The 18,816-nt window shown below is 58.5% G+C and carries 13 protein-coding genes, 2 tRNA genes and 4 rRNA genes; 11 read left to right on the top strand and 8 right to left on the bottom strand.

Going from position 1 to position 18,816, the window contains the following annotated elements; translation table 11 throughout:
- The first annotated feature begins 24 nt into the window (after positions 1 to 24).
- The gene (locus HWV67_RS20320) at positions 25 to 492 is read left to right on the top strand and encodes an SRPBCC family protein (RefSeq protein ID WP_175652552.1); all 468 of its coding nucleotides are present in this window, start codon (positions 25 to 27) and stop codon (positions 490 to 492) included.
- A 63-nt stretch (positions 493 to 555) separates the two neighbouring features.
- On the opposite strand, the gene rrf (HWV67_RS20315) is transcribed toward HWV67_RS20320, so the two are convergent.
- From rrf (HWV67_RS20315) to HWV67_RS20280, 8 genes are all read right to left on the bottom strand, one after another.
- Positions 556 to 671 (bottom strand): 5S ribosomal RNA (gene rrf / locus HWV67_RS20315).
- Positions 672 to 781: 110 nt separating this feature from the next.
- Positions 782 to 897, bottom strand: a 5S ribosomal RNA gene (gene rrf / locus HWV67_RS20310).
- A gap of 146 nt (positions 898 to 1,043) precedes the next feature.
- Positions 1,044 to 3,933, bottom strand: a 23S ribosomal RNA gene (locus HWV67_RS20305).
- Positions 3,934 to 4,160: 227 nt separating this feature from the next.
- Positions 4,161 to 4,236: transfer RNA gene (locus HWV67_RS20300), tRNA-Ala, on the bottom strand.
- 6 nt (positions 4,237 to 4,242) lie between these two features.
- Positions 4,243 to 4,319 (bottom strand) — tRNA-Ile (locus HWV67_RS20295).
- An 84-nt stretch (positions 4,320 to 4,403) separates the two neighbouring features.
- A 16S ribosomal RNA gene (locus HWV67_RS20290) occupies positions 4,404 to 5,940 on the bottom strand.
- The 16S, 23S and 5S rRNA genes sit together here with 2 tRNA genes alongside, the layout of an rRNA operon.
- A gap of 554 nt (positions 5,941 to 6,494) precedes the next feature.
- Positions 6,495 to 7,715 (bottom strand): CaiB/BaiF CoA transferase family protein, encoded by a 1,221-nt coding sequence (locus tag HWV67_RS20285; RefSeq protein ID WP_175652551.1) that lies wholly within the window; start codon positions 7,713 to 7,715, stop codon positions 6,495 to 6,497.
- 14 nt (positions 7,716 to 7,729) lie between these two features.
- Complete coding sequence (locus HWV67_RS20280) at positions 7,730 to 8,911, bottom strand: acyl-CoA dehydrogenase (protein ID WP_095159134.1); 1,182 nt, start codon at positions 8,909 to 8,911, stop codon at positions 7,730 to 7,732.
- Positions 8,912 to 9,076: 165 nt separating this feature from the next.
- On the opposite strand from HWV67_RS20280, the gene HWV67_RS20275 reads away from it, so the two are divergent.
- From HWV67_RS20275 to HWV67_RS20230, 10 genes are all read left to right on the top strand, one after another.
- Positions 9,077 to 10,003: a LysR family transcriptional regulator gene (locus HWV67_RS20275; RefSeq protein ID WP_175652550.1), complete on the top strand. Its 927-nt coding sequence runs from the start codon at positions 9,077 to 9,079 to the stop codon at positions 10,001 to 10,003.
- Positions 10,004 to 10,409: 406 nt separating this feature from the next.
- Positions 10,410 to 11,531, top strand: a complete 1,122-nt coding sequence (locus HWV67_RS20270; RefSeq protein WP_095159014.1) for a Re/Si-specific NAD(P)(+) transhydrogenase subunit alpha — start codon at positions 10,410 to 10,412, stop codon at positions 11,529 to 11,531.
- Between the two features lie 11 nt (positions 11,532 to 11,542).
- Positions 11,543 to 11,860: an NAD(P) transhydrogenase subunit alpha gene (locus HWV67_RS20265; RefSeq protein ID WP_009403440.1), complete on the top strand. Its 318-nt coding sequence runs from the start codon at positions 11,543 to 11,545 to the stop codon at positions 11,858 to 11,860.
- A gap of 2 nt (positions 11,861 to 11,862) precedes the next feature.
- Positions 11,863 to 13,299: an NAD(P)(+) transhydrogenase (Re/Si-specific) subunit beta gene (locus HWV67_RS20260; protein WP_175652549.1), complete on the top strand. Its 1,437-nt coding sequence runs from the start codon at positions 11,863 to 11,865 to the stop codon at positions 13,297 to 13,299.
- A 178-nt stretch (positions 13,300 to 13,477) separates the two neighbouring features.
- Entirely contained in the window at positions 13,478 to 14,971 is a 1,494-nt protein-coding gene (locus HWV67_RS20255) for an acetyl-CoA hydrolase/transferase family protein (protein WP_110969943.1), read from the top strand.
- A gap of 319 nt (positions 14,972 to 15,290) precedes the next feature.
- Positions 15,291 to 15,506: a DUF1127 domain-containing protein gene (locus HWV67_RS20250; RefSeq protein WP_095159017.1), complete on the top strand. Its 216-nt coding sequence runs from the start codon at positions 15,291 to 15,293 to the stop codon at positions 15,504 to 15,506.
- A gap of 278 nt (positions 15,507 to 15,784) precedes the next feature.
- On the top strand, positions 15,785 to 16,102 hold the full coding sequence (locus HWV67_RS20245; protein WP_110969942.1) for a DUF2388 domain-containing protein: 318 nt from the start codon (positions 15,785 to 15,787) through the stop codon (positions 16,100 to 16,102).
- A 119-nt stretch (positions 16,103 to 16,221) separates the two neighbouring features.
- Positions 16,222 to 16,512 carry a DUF2388 domain-containing protein gene (locus tag HWV67_RS20240; protein ID WP_110969941.1) on the top strand — a complete coding sequence of 97 codons (291 nt, stop codon included), beginning with the start codon at positions 16,222 to 16,224 and terminating at the stop codon, positions 16,510 to 16,512.
- A gap of 28 nt (positions 16,513 to 16,540) precedes the next feature.
- Positions 16,541 to 16,861, top strand: coding sequence for a DUF2388 domain-containing protein (locus tag HWV67_RS20235; RefSeq protein ID WP_175652548.1), 321 nt, complete (start codon positions 16,541 to 16,543; stop codon positions 16,859 to 16,861).
- Positions 16,858 to 18,816 (top strand): DUF7844 domain-containing protein, encoded by a 1,959-nt coding sequence (locus HWV67_RS20230; protein WP_175652547.1) that lies wholly within the window; start codon positions 16,858 to 16,860, stop codon positions 18,814 to 18,816. Before HWV67_RS20235 ends, HWV67_RS20230 begins: the two co-directional genes overlap by 4 nt.

The raw sequence follows: 18,816 nt of genomic DNA, 5'->3' as shown, positions 1-18,816 counted from the left end.
CATCCCACCCAGAGGAGTAACACCATGCAAGCACTGAAACCCGATACGCTGATTCGCAATCCACAAGGCTGCCAGGTCGTTTCGCAGGTCGATATTGCCGCGGATGCCGCAAGTGTCTGGAACATCGTCGGCAATTTCGCCGGCTTCGCGGTGTTCATTCCGGCGTTGAGTCATATCGAGATGACGGGCAGTGGCGTGCGCTCGATCCGCAAGAAATTCTTCAAGGACAACAACTTCGTTATCGAACAACTCAACTCCCACGACGACCCGGCAATGACCATGACCTGGAGCCTGATCCATACCAGCCTCAATATCGGCAATCTGTGGGCAGCCATGGAAGTGAGGGATTTGGGCAACGGCCAAAGCCGCGCAATCTGGACGATTCAAGGCGAACCCTGCGAAGGAGGGTCTGATGCGCTTCCCGCGTTTCAGACGTTTCTGCAGGGGTTTGCGGACGGGGCCATGAATAACGTCCGCAACCTGTTCAACTGAAAATTGACCCGCTAGAAAGACAAAACCCCTGTCTGCAATGCAGACAGGGGTTTTGGAATTGAATCTTGACGATGACCTACTCTCACATGGAGAAACTCCACACTACCATCGGCGATGCATCGTTTCACTGCTGAGTTCGGGATGGGATCAGGTGGTTCCAATGCTCTATGGTCGTCAAGAAATTCTGTGTGCCAATCTGTTGTAGAGAACAGTTCAGCGAAATTCTTGATGCTTCTACTAAAAGACAAAACCCCTACCTGCATACGCAGATAGGGGTTTCGGAATTTAATCTTGACGATGACCTACTCTCACATGGAGAAGCTCCACACTACCATCGGCGATGCATCGTTTCACTGCTGAGTTCGGGATGGGATCAGGTGGTTCCAATGCTCTATGGTCGTCAAGAAATTCTGTGTGCTCGTCCGCCTTTCGACGTCCGTGCAAATCGGGTATGTGATGTTTTGTGGGTTCACGAATTTTCGAGCGTTTCGTCTTCACCACCACAATTCGGTGCCCTGTCTCCAGAAGCAGTCAAATTGCTTGGGTGTTATATGGTCAAGCCTCACGGGCAATTAGTATTGGTTAGCTCAACGCCTCACAGCGCTTACACACCCAACCTATCAACGTCGTAGTCTTCGACGGCCCTTCAGGGAGCTCAAGGCTCCAGTGAGATCTCATCTTGAGGCAAGTTTCCCGCTTAGATGCTTTCAGCGGTTATCTCTTCCGAACATAGCTACCCGGCAATGCCACTGGCGTGACAACCGGAACACCAGAGGTTCGTCCACTCCGGTCCTCTCGTACTAGGAGCAGCCCCTCTCAAATCTCAAACGTCCACGGCAGATAGGGACCGAACTGTCTCACGACGTTCTAAACCCAGCTCGCGTACCACTTTAAATGGCGAACAGCCATACCCTTGGGACCGGCTTCAGCCCCAGGATGTGATGAGCCGACATCGAGGTGCCAAACACCGCCGTCGATATGAACTCTTGGGCGGTATCAGCCTGTTATCCCCGGAGTACCTTTTATCCGTTGAGCGATGGCCCTTCCATACAGAACCACCGGATCACTAAGACCTACTTTCGTACCTGCTCGACGTGTCTGTCTCGCAGTCAAGCGCGCTTTTGCCTTTATACTCTACGACCGATTTCCGACCGGTCTGAGCGCACCTTCGTACTCCTCCGTTACTCTTTAGGAGGAGACCGCCCCAGTCAAACTACCCACCATACACTGTCCTCGATCCGGATAACGGACCTGAGTTAGAACCTCAAAGTTGCCAGGGTGGTATTTCAAGGATGGCTCCACGCGAACTGGCGTCCACGCTTCAAAGCCTCCCACCTATCCTACACAAGCAAATTCAAAGTCCAGTGCAAAGCTATAGTAAAGGTTCACGGGGTCTTTCCGTCTAGCCGCGGATACACTGCATCTTCACAGCGATTTCAATTTCACTGAGTCTCGGGTGGAGACAGCGCCGCCATCGTTACGCCATTCGTGCAGGTCGGAACTTACCCGACAAGGAATTTCGCTACCTTAGGACCGTTATAGTTACGGCCGCCGTTTACCGGGGCTTCGATCAAGAGCTTCGCGTTAGCTAACCCCATCAATTAACCTTCCGGCACCGGGCAGGCGTCACACCCTATACGTCCACTTTCGTGTTTGCAGAGTGCTGTGTTTTTAATAAACAGTCGCAGCGGCCTGGTATCTTCGACCGGCATGGGCTTACGGAGCAAGTCCTTGACCCTCGCCGGCGCACCTTCTCCCGAAGTTACGGTGCCATTTTGCCTAGTTCCTTCACCCGAGTTCTCTCAAGCGCCTTGGTATTCTCTACCCAACCACCTGTGTCGGTTTGGGGTACGGTTCCTAGTTATCTGAAGCTTAGAAGCTTTTCTTGGAAGCATGGCATCAACCACTTCGCGCTCTAAGAGCGCTCGTCATCAGCTCTCGGCCTTAAGATCCCGGATTTACCTAAGATCTCAGCCTACCACCTTAAACTTGGACAACCAACGCCAAGCTGGCCTAGCCTTCTCCGTCCCTCCATCGCAATAACTAGAAGTACAGGAATATTAACCTGTTTTCCATCGACTACGCTTTTCAGCCTCGCCTTAGGGACCGACTAACCCTGCGTCGATTAACGTTGCGCAGGAAACCTTGGTCTTTCGGCGTGGGAGTTTTTCACTCCCATTGTCGTTACTCATGTCAGCATTCGCACTTCTGATACCTCCAGCAAGCTTCTCAACTCACCTTCACAGGCTTACAGAACGCTCCTCTACCGCATCACCTAAGTGATACCCGTAGCTTCGGTGTATGGTTTGAGCCCCGTTACATCTTCCGCGCAGGCCGACTCGACTAGTGAGCTATTACGCTTTCTTTAAAGGGTGGCTGCTTCTAAGCCAACCTCCTAGCTGTCTAAGCCTTCCCACATCGTTTCCCACTTAACCATAACTTTGGGACCTTAGCTGACGGTCTGGGTTGTTTCCCTTTTCACGACGGACGTTAGCACCCGCCGTGTGTCTCCCATGCTCGGCACTTGTAGGTATTCGGAGTTTGCATCGGTTTGGTAAGTCGGGATGACCCCCTAGCCGAAACAGTGCTCTACCCCCTACAGTGATACATGAGGCGCTACCTAAATAGCTTTCGAGGAGAACCAGCTATCTCCGAGCTTGATTAGCCTTTCACTCCGATCCACAGGTCATCCGCTAACTTTTCAACGGTAGTCGGTTCGGTCCTCCAGTCAGTGTTACCTAACCTTCAACCTGCCCATGGATAGATCGCCCGGTTTCGGGTCTATACCCAGCGACTAAACGCCCTATTAAGACTCGCTTTCGCTACGCCTCCCCTATTCGGTTAAGCTCGCCACTGAATATAAGTCGCTGACCCATTATACAAAAGGTACGCAGTCACCTAACAAAGTAGGCTCCCACTGCTTGTACGCATACGGTTTCAGGATCTATTTCACTCCCCTCTCCGGGGTTCTTTTCGCCTTTCCCTCACGGTACTGGTTCACTATCGGTCAGTCAGTAGTATTTAGCCTTGGAGGATGGTCCCCCCATATTCAGACAAAGTTTCTCGTGCTCCGTCCTACTCGATTTCATTGATAAGAGATTTTCGTGTACGGGGCTATCACCCACTATGGCGGCACTTTCCAGAGCCTTCCACTAATCTCAAATCAACTTAAGGGCTAGTCCCCGTTCGCTCGCCACTACTAAGGGAATCTCGGTTGATTTCTTTTCCTCAGGGTACTTAGATGTTTCAGTTCCCCTGGTTCGCCTCTTACACCTATGTATTCAGTGTAAGATAACCATCTTATGATGGCTGGGTTCCCCCATTCAGAGATCTCCGGATCAAAGTCTGTTTGCCGACTCCCCGGAGCTTATCGCAGGCTACAACGTCTTTCATCGCCTCTGACTGCCAAGGCATCCACCGTATGCGCTTCTTCACTTGACCATATAACCCCAAGCAATCTGGTTATACTGTGAAGACGACATTCGCCGAAAATTCATGATTAAACTCACAAATTTTACCTTAGCCTGAACAAACACCAGTGAAAGTGCCGTCCAGTCTATCTTTCTATCACATACCCAAATTTTTAAAGAACGATTCTGATAAAGTTCAGAAATCAATATTCGATGCGAATATTCATTTCTAAGCTTTGACATAGGTGCAAGAGGGGGTGGTGGAGCCAAGCGGGATCGAACCGCTGACCTCCTGCGTGCAAGGCAGGCGCTCTCCCAGCTGAGCTATGGCCCCAGCAATTGGTGGGTCTGGGCAGATTCGAACTGCCGACCTCACCCTTATCAGGGGTGCGCTCTAACCAACTGAGCTACAGACCCAATCGAAGGTTGCTAACCTAATCGTCTTCTTCAATGAATCAAGCAATTCGTGTGGGAGCTTATGAAGCGGCTGATGTCGTCGATTAAGGAGGTGATCCAGCCGCAGGTTCCCCTACGGCTACCTTGTTACGACTTCACCCCAGTCATGAATCACACCGTGGTAACCGTCCTCCCGAAGGTTAGACTAGCTACTTCTGGTGCAACCCACTCCCATGGTGTGACGGGCGGTGTGTACAAGGCCCGGGAACGTATTCACCGCGACATTCTGATTCGCGATTACTAGCGATTCCGACTTCACGCAGTCGAGTTGCAGACTGCGATCCGGACTACGATCGGTTTTGTGAGATTAGCTCCACCTCGCGGCTTGGCAACCCTCTGTACCGACCATTGTAGCACGTGTGTAGCCCAGGCCGTAAGGGCCATGATGACTTGACGTCATCCCCACCTTCCTCCGGTTTGTCACCGGCAGTCTCCTTAGAGTGCCCACCATTACGTGCTGGTAACTAAGGACAAGGGTTGCGCTCGTTACGGGACTTAACCCAACATCTCACGACACGAGCTGACGACAGCCATGCAGCACCTGTGTCAGAGTTCCCGAAGGCACCAATCCATCTCTGGAAAGTTCTCTGCATGTCAAGGCCTGGTAAGGTTCTTCGCGTTGCTTCGAATTAAACCACATGCTCCACCGCTTGTGCGGGCCCCCGTCAATTCATTTGAGTTTTAACCTTGCGGCCGTACTCCCCAGGCGGTCAACTTAATGCGTTAGCTGCGCCACTAAAATCTCAAGGATTCCAACGGCTAGTTGACATCGTTTACGGCGTGGACTACCAGGGTATCTAATCCTGTTTGCTCCCCACGCTTTCGCACCTCAGTGTCAGTATGAGCCCAGGTGGTCGCCTTCGCCACTGGTGTTCCTTCCTATATCTACGCATTTCACCGCTACACAGGAAATTCCACCACCCTCTGCCCTACTCTAGCTCGCCAGTTTTGGATGCAGTTCCCAGGTTGAGCCCGGGGATTTCACATCCAACTTAACGAACCACCTACGCGCGCTTTACGCCCAGTAATTCCGATTAACGCTTGCACCCTCTGTATTACCGCGGCTGCTGGCACAGAGTTAGCCGGTGCTTATTCTGTCGGTAACGTCAAAACACTAACGTATTAGGTTAATGCCCTTCCTCCCAACTTAAAGTGCTTTACAATCCGAAGACCTTCTTCACACACGCGGCATGGCTGGATCAGGCTTTCGCCCATTGTCCAATATTCCCCACTGCTGCCTCCCGTAGGAGTCTGGACCGTGTCTCAGTTCCAGTGTGACTGATCATCCTCTCAGACCAGTTACGGATCGTAGCCTTGGTGAGCCATTACCTCACCAACTAGCTAATCCGACCTAGGCTCATCTGATAGCGCAAGGCCCTAAGGTCCCCTGCTTTCTCCCGTAGGACGTATGCGGTATTAGCGTTCCTTTCGAAACGTTGTCCCCCACTACCAGGCAGATTCCTAGGTATTACTCACCCGTCCGCCGCTGAATCGAAGAGCAAGCTCTTCTCATCCGCTCGACTTGCATGTGTTAGGCCTGCCGCCAGCGTTCAATCTGAGCCATGATCAAACTCTTCAGTTCAATACTGCTTGGGTTTTGAGAAAACCCTAAACTTGGCTCAGCAATCTCAAAATGAACTATTTCGATTTCTCGTATAGTCACTTGTGATGCTGATAATCTTGCTGACTATCAGTCCGAATTCACAAGCACCCACACGAATTGCTTGATTCAATTGTTAAAGAGCGGTTGGTTAAGAGCTTTTCGTCTCAACCGAGGCGCGCATTCTACGCTTTCCTCTCAGCCTGTCAAGGGTTTATTTTGAAGTTTTTCAGAATTTCTCTTTCAACTTCAAACACTTGACTCGCTGCGATCTCTCGTCAGCGGGAGGCGAATTCTACAGCGTTACAACCTGCTGTCAACTGCCTTTTTTCACCGCTTTCGGTGGAGACCGAAACACTTCCTACGCTACCTGAAACTTCTAACTCGTTGAATCTCAAGGAGTTTTCCGTTCCGACTGCGCCGGAAGTGGGGCGAATTATAGACAGATTGAACGGGGCGTCAAGAACTAATTTGAAATTGATCCAAATCAGCTTTTGAGGCCCCGTTTTATTGCTTCTATATATAGAAGCGCTGCCTTAAAGAACCTTGGCCTCGCGCAAACGCAGGATATCGTCCGCTCCCAGCCCCAATACGCTGCTCAGGACCTGCTCGGTATGTTCGCCCAACAGCGGCGGAGCATTGCGGTACTCCACCGGCGTCTCGGACAGTCGAATAGGGCTGGCCACCTGCGGAACGCTGCCCCCCAACGAATGAGGGATATCGATGGCCAGACCGCGAGCCTTCACCTGCGGGTCCGCGAACATCTGCGCCAGATCGTTGATCGGACCACAGGGCACACCTGCCTGCTCCAGCTGACTGACCCACTCGGCCGTAGTCTTGAACACCGTGGCCTGGCGAATCAGCGGGATCAGCTCGGCGCGGTTGGCTACCCGCAGCTTGTTGGTAGCGAACCGTGGATCGTCCGCCCACTGAGGCTGACCCGCCACCTCAGCGAACTTGCGGAATTGGCCGTCATTACCCACCGTCAGGATGAAGTCTCCATCTGCGGTAGGAAAGTCCTGATAAGGCACGATGTTCGGGTGTGCGTTACCCAGCCGCCGCGGAGGCGTGCCCGTGGTGAGGTAGTTCATTGCCTGGTTGGCCAGACAAGCCACCTGCACATCCAGCAACGCCATATCGATGTGCTGCCCGCCGCCATGCTGATCGCGGTGGGCGAGGGCGGCCAGGATGGCGACCGTGGAATACAGCCCGGTGAGGATGTCCGTCAGCGCTACGCCTACCTTCACCGGCCCGGCGCCATCTTCGCCCTCGGGGCGCCCGGTCAGGCTCATCAACCCGCCCAGGCCCTGAATCATGAAGTCGTAACCGGCGCGCTTGGCATACGGTCCGGTCTGGCCGAAGCCGGTGATCGAGCAATAGATAAGCTGCGGGTTCACCTGACGCAGGCTTTCATAATCCAGCCCATAGGCTTTCAGCCCGCCCACCTTGAAGTTCTCGATGACGATATCGGACTTCGCCGCCAGCTCGCGCACCAGGCGCTGACCCTCTGGCTGGGTGAAGTCGATGGTCACCGAGTGCTTGTTGCGGTTGGCGGACAGGTAGTAAGCCGCTTCGCTGGTGTTCTCGCCGTTGACGTCCTTGAGGAAGGGCGGACCCCAGGCCCGGGTGTCATCGCCCGCGCCCGGACGCTCGACCTTTATTACCTCCGCCCCCAGGTCCGCGAGGATCTGGCCGGCCCATGGCCCGGCCAACACCCGCGACAGATCCAGCACCCGCAAATGAGAAAGCGCGCCCATGGGCTGGCTCCTTATTAATAGAAGGCCTGGATACCGGTTTGTGCGCGACCGAGGATCAGCGCGTGCACGTCATGGGTACCCTCGTAGGTGTTGACCACTTCGAGGTTGACCAAGTGACGGGCAACGCCGAACTCGTCGGAGATGCCGTTGCCGCCCAGCATGTCCCGCGCCAGACGGGCAATCTCCAGCGCTTTGCCGCAGGAGTTGCGCTTCATGATCGAGGTAATCTCCACCGCAGCGGTACCTTCGTCTTTCATGCGGCCCAGACGCAGGCAGCCCTGCAGGCCCAGCGTGATTTCGGTCTGCATGTCGGCCAGCTTTTTCTGGATCAGTTGGTTGGCCGCCAGCGGGCGACCGAACTGCTGACGATCCAGGGTGTATTGGCGAGCCGTGTGCCAGCAGGCTTCAGCGGCACCCAGGGCGCCCCAGGAAATGCCGTAGCGCGCCGAGTTCAGGCAGGTGAACGGGCCTTTCAGGCCGCGCACGTCCGGGAAGATGTTCTCTTCCGGCACGAACACGTTGTCCATGACGATCTCACCGGTGATCGACGCCCGCAGGCCGACCTTGCCGTGAATCGCTGGCGCGCTCAGACCTTGCCAGCCTTTCTCCAGGACAAATCCACGGATATCGCCGGCATCGTCCTTCCCCCAGACCACGAACACGTCGGCGATCGGGCTGTTGGTGATCCACATTTTGCTGCCGCTCAAGCGATAGCCGCCGTCGACTTTCTTCGCCCGGGTAATCATCGAGCCTGGGTCGGAGCCGTGGTTCGGTTCGGTCAGGCCGAAGCAGCCGATCCATTCACCGCTGGCCAGCTTGGGCAGGTACTTCTGTTTCTGTGCTTCAGTACCGAACTCATTGATCGGCACCATCACCAGCGAGGACTGCACGCTCATCATCGAGCGGTAGCCGGAATCGATACGCTCCACTTCACGCGCGATCAGGCCGTAGCACACGTAGTTCAGGCCACTGCCGCCGTACTGCTCGGGGATGGTCGCACCCAACAGGCCGACTTCGCCCATTTCGCGGAAGATCGCAGGATCGGTCTGCTCATGACGGAAGGCTTCCAGCACGCGCGGCGCCAGCTTGTCCTGGGCGAAGTGGAAAGCGCTTTCACGCACCATGCGCTCTTCTTCGGTGAGCTGCTGATCGAGCAGCAGCGGATCGATCCAGTTGAAGCTTGCTTTGCCGGCCATGAGGGAGTCCTCGAAATGGGGAAGGGAGATGTTTTTGTCGTGCATTGATCCTAGGCCGGAACGGGCAGGGCGACAAACGAGGATTGCGCATACTCTTGTGATGATTTCTCACTCCGTGGCAGGCTGAGAGGCCATTTCCACCGCTGATTAGTGAGGTTGACGTATATGCGGCGCAAGATCCCCAGCACTACGGCCCTCGTCTGCTTCGAGGCTGCGGCCCGCCACGAGAGCTTCACCAAGGCGGCGCAGGAGCTGTCACTCACCCAAGGCGCCGTCTGCCGACAGATCGGTGGCCTGGAGGAGTTCCTCAATGTCGAACTGTTCCGTCGCTCACGGCGCGGGGTAAAGCTAACCGAGGCGGGACTGTCCTACAGCCGGCGAGTGGCGACACAACTGGATGCGGTGGAGCGCGACACCCTGTCGGTGATGGGCCAGCAGGGCGCCAACGTGATCGAACTGGCGGTCGTGCCGACCTTCGGCACGCAATGGTTGTTGCCGCGACTGAAGGACTTCCAGCAGCGCCACCCGGAAGTCACGGTCAACCTCACCAACCGGACACGACCCTTCCTGTTTGCCGACACCCATTTCGATGCCGCGATCTACTTTGGCGATGCAGACTGGTCCGGTACGCAATCCCACCGCCTCATGGGAGAAAACCCGGTGCCGGTGTGCAGCCCTGCGCTGCTGGGCCAGCATCCATATCTGGAGCCCCAGGCCATCGCGCAACTGCCCTTGCTGCAGCAGACCACCCGGCCCTACGCGTGGCGCCAGTGGTTCGACAGTGTGGACATGAATGTCGCCCGGGACATGACAGGCCCACGCTATGAACTATTCTCGATGTTGGCCCAGGCAGCGATGCATGAGATGGGTGTGGCGCTGATCCCACCCTTCCTGATCCAGCGCGAACTGGGGGAGGGCCGCCTGGTGATCGCCAACCCGCACGCGCTGTCCAGTATCAAGGCGTATTACCTGATGATCCCGGAAAGGAAGGTGGAATCGGCTTCCTTGCGTGCTTTTCGCGACTGGCTGGTGAACGAAGCCCAGCGCTACGCCGCGACCCACAAGGACGAGAGCGGTTTACTGACCCAGTAGTCAACAAACTCAAAGCCCTACAGATGTATATAAATGTCGCATAGGCGACAACTGTTTCAGTCACCCTCAAAACCCAGTCAAACCCCACTGTTTTCGGGGCTTTCCTGCCATTCGAACGACGTTTTTCATCGCCTACATGAAAATTGTCAGAAAATTTTTAATTTTTCTTTTAATGTCGCTAAACCCCGTGTTTGACGGGCTGGAGCCGAATCGTTGCGACATACGGTCACAGGGTGACTTGTAGTTTGTTTGTCGTTTCCATTCAGAACCCATTGAAGCGATTCAGGATCGCTTGCAAAATGCCGCGCCCCGCCTCGTTCTGGCGGGATCGTGCTGATCGGCCGCCCAGACGCACCAACCGTAGTGCGCTGGTTCAACTACAAAAGATCACGCAGGAGAATACGACGTGCACATTGGTGTTCCTCTCGAAACGCAGACGGGCGAAACACGGGTCGCTGCCACTCCCGAAACCATCAAGAAACTGGTGGGACAGGGTCATCAAGTCACTGTGCAACGCGGAGCCGGCCTGAACGCCAGCATCCCGGACAGTGCCTATGAGGCTGCCGGCGCCGTCATGGGAAGCGCCGCCGATGCGTTTGGCGCGCAGCTTGTCCTGAAAGTTGTAGCGCCCGACGACAGCGAACTGGGCCAGATCAAGAGCGGTACCGTGCTCGCGGGCATGCTCAACCCGTTCAACAACGAACTCATCGCCAAGATGGCCGAATGCGGCATTACCGCCTTCGCCCTCGAAGCCGCGCCGCGCACTTCCCGGGCCCAGAGCCTGGACGTGCTGTCCTCGCAGGCCAACATCGCCGGTTACAAGGCTGTGTTGCTCGCCGCTCACCACTATCCACGCTTCATGCCGATGCTGATGACCGCAGCCGGTACGGTGAAAGCCGCCCGTGTGCTGATTCTCGGTGCCGGTGTAGCCGGCCTGCAGGCCATTGCCACGGCCAAGCGCCTGGGTGCGGTGATCGAAGCCTCGGACGTGCGTCCGGCGGTGAAGGAGCAAATCGAATCGCTCGGTGCGAAGTTCCTTGATGTGCCGTATGAAACCGACGAAGAACGCGAATGCGCCGTCGGCGTCGGCGGCTATGCCCGACCAATGCCAGCCAGCTGGATGCAGCGTCAGGCGCAAGCCGTGCACGAACGCGCGAAGCAGGCCGATATCGTCATCACCACCGCACTGATCCCGGGCCGCAAGGCACCGACGCTGCTCAGCGCCGAGACCGTGGCGCAAATGAAGCCAGGTTCGGTGGTCATCGACCTCGCCGCGGCCCAGGGCGGTAACTGCCCGCTGACCGTCGCCGACCAGGTGGTACAGGTGAACGGCGTCACCATCGTCGGCCCGACCAACCTGCCCGCGCAGGTCGGTGCCGATGCTTCGGCGCTGTACGCGCGCAACTTGCTGGACTTCATGAAGCTGCTGTTCGACAAAGACGGCGCGCTGACGATCAACCTCGAAGACGACATCGTCGCCGCGTGCCTGATGTGCCGCGACGGCCAGGTCATCCGCAAGAACGGATAAGGAGCCAGACAATGGAAGACATGCTGATCTCTCACGGCGTCTATAACCTGATCATCTTCGTGCTGGCGATCTATGTCGGTTACCACGTGGTCTGGAACGTCACGCCCGCGCTGCACACCCCGCTGATGGCCGTCACCAACGCCATCTCCGCCATCGTCATCGTCGGCGCCATGCTCGCCGCCGCCCTGACCGTCACCCCGCTGGGCAAGGTCATGGGCACCCTCGCAGTCGCGCTGGCAGCGGTGAACGTATTCGGTGGATTCCTCGTCACCCGGCGCATGCTGGAGATGTTCAAGAAGAAGGCCGCAAAGGCTGAGGGGCAGAAGTAAAAATGAGCATGAACCTGGTAACTCTTCTCTACCTGGTCGCTTCGGTGTGCTTCATCCAGGCCCTGAAAGGCCTGTCGCACCCGACCACCTCCCGCCGCGGCAACCTGTTTGGCATGCTCGGCATGGCGCTGGCGGTGGTCACCACCGTCGGCCTGATCTACAAGCTTGGCGCCGAGCTGGCCACCGACGGCATCGCCTACGTGCTGGTCGGCCTGCTGGTCGGCGGCAGCGCTGGCGCGATCATGGCCAAGCGCGTTGAAATGACCAAGATGCCGGAGCTGGTGGCGTTCATGCACAGCATGATCGGCCTGGCGGCGGTGTTCATCGCCATCGCCGCAGTGGTCGAGCCGCAATCGCTGGGCATCGTCAGCAGCATCAGCGACCCGATCCCCACCGGTAACCGCCTGGAGCTGTTCCTCGGCGCGGCCATCGGTGCGGTCACCTTCTCCGGTTCGGTCATCGCTTTCGGCAAGCTCTCGGGCAAGTACAAGTTCCGCCTGTTCCAGGGCGCACCCGTACAGTTCGCCGGCCAGCACAAGCTCAACCTGGTACTCGGCCTGGCCACCATCGGCCTGGGCCTGGTGTTCACCTTCACCGGCAACCTCACCGCCTTCGCAGTCATGCTGGCCCTGGCGTTCGTCATGGGCGTGCTGATCATCATCCCGATCGGCGGCGCGGACATGCCCGTGGTGGTCTCGATGCTCAACAGCTATTCGGGCTGGGCGGCGGCCGGTATCGGCTTCTCGCTGAACAACTCGATGCTGATCATCGCAGGCTCGCTGGTGGGTTCGTCCGGTGCGATCCTCTCGTACATCATGTGCAAGGCGATGAACCGTTCCTTCTTTAATGTAATCCTCGGCGGTTTCGGTGGTGCGGCAGATGCCGGCGGCCCGGCGGGCGCGCAAGAGGCCCGTCCGGTGAAGTCCGGCTCGGCCGACGACGCAACCTTCCTGCTGAGCAATGCCGACACCGTGATCATCGTTCCCGGCTACGGCCTGGCGGTGGCCCGTGCCCAGCACGCACTGAAGGAACTGACCGAGAAGCTGACCCACAACGGCGTGACCGTGAAGTACGCGATCCACCCGGTGGCGGGCCGTATGCCTGGCCATATGAACGTGCTGCTGGCGGAAGCCGAAGTGCCGTATGACCAGGTGTTCGAGATGGAGGACATCAACTCCGAGTTCGGCCAGGCCGACGTGGTGCTGGTGCTCGGCGCCAACGACGTGGTCAACCCGGCGGCGAAGAACGATCCGAAGTCGCCGATCGCCGGCATGCCGATCCTGGAAGCCTTCAAGGCCAAGACCATCATCGTCAACAAGCGCTCGATGGCCAGCGGCTATGCCGGCCTGGACAACGAACTGTTCTACCTCGACAAGACCATGATGGTCTTTGGCGACGCCAAAAAGGTCATCGAGGACATGGTCAAAGCGGTGGAATAAGCCCCTCGCGGTACTGTGACAAAAAGCCCCAGCGCGGTAACGCCTGGGGCTTTTTCGTCCCCGGCCCGCCGACGGAAGGCTCTATTTCCGGGCTTCGCCTACGACCTTGGTCGCGCGACGAACATTTGCGAAATCACTAGACTGCGCATCTAGCTTCAGTAGCCCGAGATAACAATCCATGTACCGTGATCGCATTCGCTTGTCCTCGCTGCACAGTAAAGTCATGAGCGCGGAAGACGCCGCCGCCCTGATCCAGGACGGCATGACCGTCGGCATGAGCGGTTTCACCCGTGCCGGTGAAGCCAAGGCCGTTCCCCACGCACTGGCCGAACGGGCCAAGCAGTCGCCGCTGAAAATCAGCCTGATGACCGGCGCCAGCCTTGGCAACGACCTGGACAAGCAACTGACCGAAGCCGGTGTGCTCGCTCGCCGCATGCCGTTCCAGGTCGACAGCACCCTGCGCAAGGCCATCAACGAAGGCAAGGTGATGTTCATCGACCAGCACCTGTCGGAAACCGTCGAGCAACTGCGCAACGCCCAGCTCAAGCTGCCGGATATCGCCGTCATCGAAGCCGTGGCGATCACCGAGCAAGGCCACATCGTGCCGACCACCTCCGTGGGCAACTCGGCCAGCTTCGCGATCTTCGCCAAGCAAGTGATCATCGAGATCAACATGGCGCACAACGCCAACCTCGAAGGCCTGCACGACATCTATATCCCGACCTACCGCCCGACCCGCACGCCAATCCCGCTGGTCAAGGTCGACGACCGCATCGGCAGCACCGCGATCCCGATCGACCCGGCGAAGATCGTCGGCATCGTCATCACCAACCAATCCGACTCGCCGTCCACCGTGCTGCCGCCGGATGAAGAAACCCAGGGCATCGCCAACCACCTGATCAACTTCCTCAAACAGGAAGTCGATGCTGGCCGCATGACCAACAAGCTCGGCCCGCTGCAGGCCGGTATCGGCAACATCGCCAACGCGGTGATGTGCGGGCTGATCGAGTCGCCGTTCGAAGACCTGACCATGTACTCCGAAGTGCTGCAGGACTCGACCTTCGACCTGATCGACGCCGGCAAGCTGAGCTTCGCCTCGGGCAGTTCGATCACCCTGTCGAGCCGCCGCAACGCTGATGTGTTCGGCAACCTGGAGCGCTACAAGGACAAGCTGGTACTGCGTCCGCAGGAAATCTCCAACCACCCTGAAGTGGTCCGTCGCCTGGGCATCATCGGCATCAACACCGCGCTGGAGTTCGACCTGTACGGCAACGTCAACTCCACCCACGTCTGCGGTACGCGGATGATGAACGGCATTGGCGGCTCGGGCGACTTCGCCCGCAACGCGCACCTGGCCATCTTCGTCACCAAGTCGATCGCCAAGGGCGGCGCGATTTCCAGCGTCGTTCCAATGGTCAGCCATGTCGACCATACCGAGCATGACGTCGACATCCTGGTGACCGAGCAAGGTCTGGCCGACTTGCGCGGCCTGGCGCCACGCGAGCGCGCCCGGGTGATCATCGACAACTGTGTGCACCCGGATTACCGCGAGGCGCTGAACGACTACTTCACCCGCGCGTGCGAGCGGGGCGGTCATACCCCGCACATCCTGCGTGAGGCCTTGGCCTGGCACGAAAACCTGGAAGAAACCGGTCGCATGCTCGCCGGTTGATCCGTGACAGTTGGCAGCCGGTGACGTGCAATGCGCACCGGCTGTACAGTTGCTCCACTCAAATCAACAAAAACTGTTCTACTGTACCGGTAATATCCCCCAGCTTTTCCACCTCCCGACTCTCCCCCTGACCAGAAACGCACCAAAAGCGCGCAGACCAGTACAGTTGCGCGTATTTTGAGTGCAACAGCACCCTTAAACAGTTAACTGGACCCTCACAATCAAGGTGAACTGTATCTACTGTTATGGACGGTGGAGGAGGATCATTGGCATCAGTTAAACCACTAGCCAATGCCGCCATAAGCGGAAGGAAGACATCATGGAACGTACCCTCAGTTCCGATCTGATTTTCGAAAACAACGCTCAACAATCCCAAGCCGCTCTGCCTCTGCGCCTGCTGGCTAACCTGATGCTGTGGCAGCGCCGCATCTCCAGCCGCCATCAACTGGCTCGTCTGGATGCCCGCCTGCTGGCCGACGCCGGTATCAGCGAAGCACAGCGCTACGAAGAGCTGAGCAAGCCTTTCTGGCGTTAAGCCAGGAGCGCCGGCCAAGGCCGGCACCGAATTCCGAGAAACCCGTCGCAGGTAACTGCTGACGGGTTTTTTCGTTCTGGAAGGTGCGAAATAGAGCGCCTAACTCAACGAGCAGTACAATTTTCACAAATCGAAAAAACACCATCACAGTTACATCCGACGCCGTTTCGCTTACCCCGTGTTACGCTTGCTTTACGCAGCTTGACTCACCCGTAACGCAATAAGCTGAGCGCGCGTCTGACATTCAGATGACCAAAGCCCTACTCAGGAGATCGACCATGTTCCGTACCCGCTTGCTGGGCGCCGCCGTCTTGCTGGCCCTGGCCTCGACTGCCCAGGCCACCAGCTTCGTTGTCACCACCGACGCAGTTGTAGGTGCCGTGGCCGCTTCCACCGATGCCACCTCGGATGTGTCCTCCTCGTTCCGTGACGACAAGATCGTCCGCGCCGCACGTGACGACGCCGCAAGCTTCGTTGCCAGCAACGGCGATATCCGTGGCGCGAAGCTGGAAAGCGCCTTCGTCCATATCCGCCAGCAACAGCCAACGCTGCAGGCCAGCGACGCACAACTGGCCCAGGCGATTCTGGCGATCTGATCCGACACGGGTCCGCCACTCGCGAAACACCAGGCAAAACACCTGGGCCAACCGCTCTGGCCCGGGCTTGCACATTGGGATAGCCTTTGCCGCCTCGATTCCGGAGGCACTGTTTCCCCATGCGTTATTTGCCACTGCTGCTTGTGCTGTTCGGGCCCGGCACCGCCCTGGCCTTCGATATGACCACTGCCACACTCGTCGTCAGCGGCTACGCCACCAGCCAGGTGACAACTGCGCCTTTCGACCGCAAGTGGGTCAGGGCCGCTCGCGATGACGCCGCAGCCTTCATTGCCAGTGACGGCCAGTTGCGCGGCGCACGGCTGGAAGCGGTCATCCAGCGATTGCGCCATGAAAACCCCGAACTTCATGCTGCCGACCTTGAACTGGCGCAGGCAATTCTCGTCCAATGACCACACCTGTTTTTCCCGGAGATGTTCCATGCGTAATCCGCTGATTGCCGCCACCCTCGGCTTCCTGCTGCTGGCCGACGTAGCCCAGGCACACACCGTGGTCGCCACCAGCAACATCATCGTCCGCGCCTTTGGCCGTTCGATCGATTTCACCTCTGACACCACCACCTCGATCCGCGACTCGAAAGTCGTCCGCGAAGCCCGCGACGATGCCGCCAGCTTCGTCGCCAGCAACGGCGACATCCGTGGCGCGCAACTGGAAGCCGCGTTCGACGCCCTGCGCCAGCGCGTCCCGGAAGCACGCCAAGCCAGTGATCAGGTCTTGGCCGAAGCCATCCTGGCCCTGTGAAATCCCTGCGTAACTGGCTGCTGAGCGGTGCACTGGCACTGTTCAGCGTCCCCGCGCTGGCCGACCTGCAACTGGTGTTGCAGGACGACAGCCTGACTTCATCCCAGCGCCAGGCCACCCAGGCGCTGCTGGATGAAGCGATGGAGAAACTTCCTCCCAGCTTCAAGACCCGCCTCGACCGCACCATCACGGTCAATTGGGACGCGCGCATGCCCGAAGACGCCTACGGCCAGGCCTCGCTGGTGTCCACACTGGCGCTCAATCGCCGCCTGCTGCCCAGCCTCACCGACGGCAGCGCCGCCACACAGAAGACCGGTCGCCCCCATGGCACCGTGCGCCAGGAGCTGCTGGCCACCGTCCTCCACGAAACCACCCATATCTACGACCGTGCCCGGCTTTGGCCGGACGACGAGCGTCGGCTGATCGTCCAGTGCAAACGCCAGAACGACAGCCAGGGCAAGGTAGGGCTGCGCGACGAATGCCGCGGCCAACCCGAACGCCGCTTCACCCTCAGCGATGATCCGCGCCTGCTCGACCTTGCCGGCTGGCCGCAATACGTTGGCCGTCGCGGCGAACGCGAGCAGCACAATCGCCAGATCGCCCGCAGCCCGGACAGCTATGAGCTGAGCAGCCCCAAGGAATTCATCGCGGTCAACATGGAGTACTTCCTCCTCGACCCGAGCTATGCCTGCCGGCGCCCGGCCTTGCAGGCTTACCTGAGCAAGCACTTCGGCTGGGCGCCGGCGCATCCGGCCTGCGAGCCGGCGCTGCCGTTCCTCAATGCCGGCAACGATTTCGCCAAGCAACCGCTGGGGCAAATCGACCCCGAGCGCGTCTATGCGGTGGATTACCTGCTGGCCGAAGCCAACCAGAACTGGGTCAGCCGCTGGGGCCACAGCATGCTGCGTCTGGTGATCTGCGCCCCTGGCCGCCCACGCGGGCCGGACTGCCGTCTCGATCTGGACCAGCATCTGGTGCTGTCGTACCGGGCGTTCGTCAACGATGTGCAACTGTCCAGTTGGGATGGCCTGGTCGGTGCCTACCCGTCGCGACTGTTCGTGCTGCCGCTGGGCCAGGTCATCGATGAATACACCAAGACCGAGCTGCGCAGCCTCGCGTCGATCCCGCTGAAGCTGTCCCGCGAGGAGCTGGAGGCCTTGGTGCGTCAGGCCCTGGAGATGCACTGGAGCTACGACGGCAACTACTTCTTCCTGTCCAACAACTGCGCGGTGGAAACCCTCAAGCTGCTGCGCAGCGGCACCGCCAATCCGCGCCTGACCAGCCTCGACAACATCATGCCCAACGGCCTGCTGGAAGTGCTCAAGGGCCGCGGTCTGGCCGATACCAGCGTGCTGGACGACCCCCGCGAGGCGCTACGCCTGGGCTATCGCTTCGATTCCTACCGTGATCGCTACCAGGCGATGTTCCAGATTCTCAAGAAGCAGTTGCCGGTCCCCGCCGACAGCGTCGAAAGCTGGCTGGAACAGAGCGCCGAACAGCGTCGCCCGTGGTTCGACCGCGCCGACCTGCGCACCAGCGCCGCCTTGCTGCTGCTGGAACAGGCCGGACTGCGCCGGCAGTTGCTGCTGGCCCAGGACGAGGTCAAGCAACGCTACCTGACCGGGCGCGCGCTGGAGGACGGCAGCGTGGCCAAGGCCAACAACACCTTGCAGCAGATCCTCGCCAACAGTGGCTTCCTGAGCAAACCGGCGGAATTGCTGGGGGAGGGCGGCTATGGTCTGCCGCAGCCCGCCGAGCGCCAGCAACTGGAGCAGAGCAGCAGCCAGCGCCAGCAGCAGTTGCAGGCGTTGAGCGTGGACCTGGACACGGAAGTGCGCGCCTTGCTCGGGCCGGAGCGCGCGGCGCAGATCAAGGCGGTGGAGGCCAATATCAAACAGCTCGGCGAGCACCTGCGGGCCTTGCACAAGGCCGCGGGCGGACTGGAACTGCCGTAA

The sequence above is a fragment of the Pseudomonas sp. Marseille-P9899 genome (assembly GCF_903166565.1).
GTDB classification, from domain to species: Bacteria; Pseudomonadota; Gammaproteobacteria; order Pseudomonadales; family Pseudomonadaceae; genus Aquipseudomonas; species Aquipseudomonas huaxiensis.
This window is presented reverse-complemented; position numbering and strand designations above follow the sequence as displayed.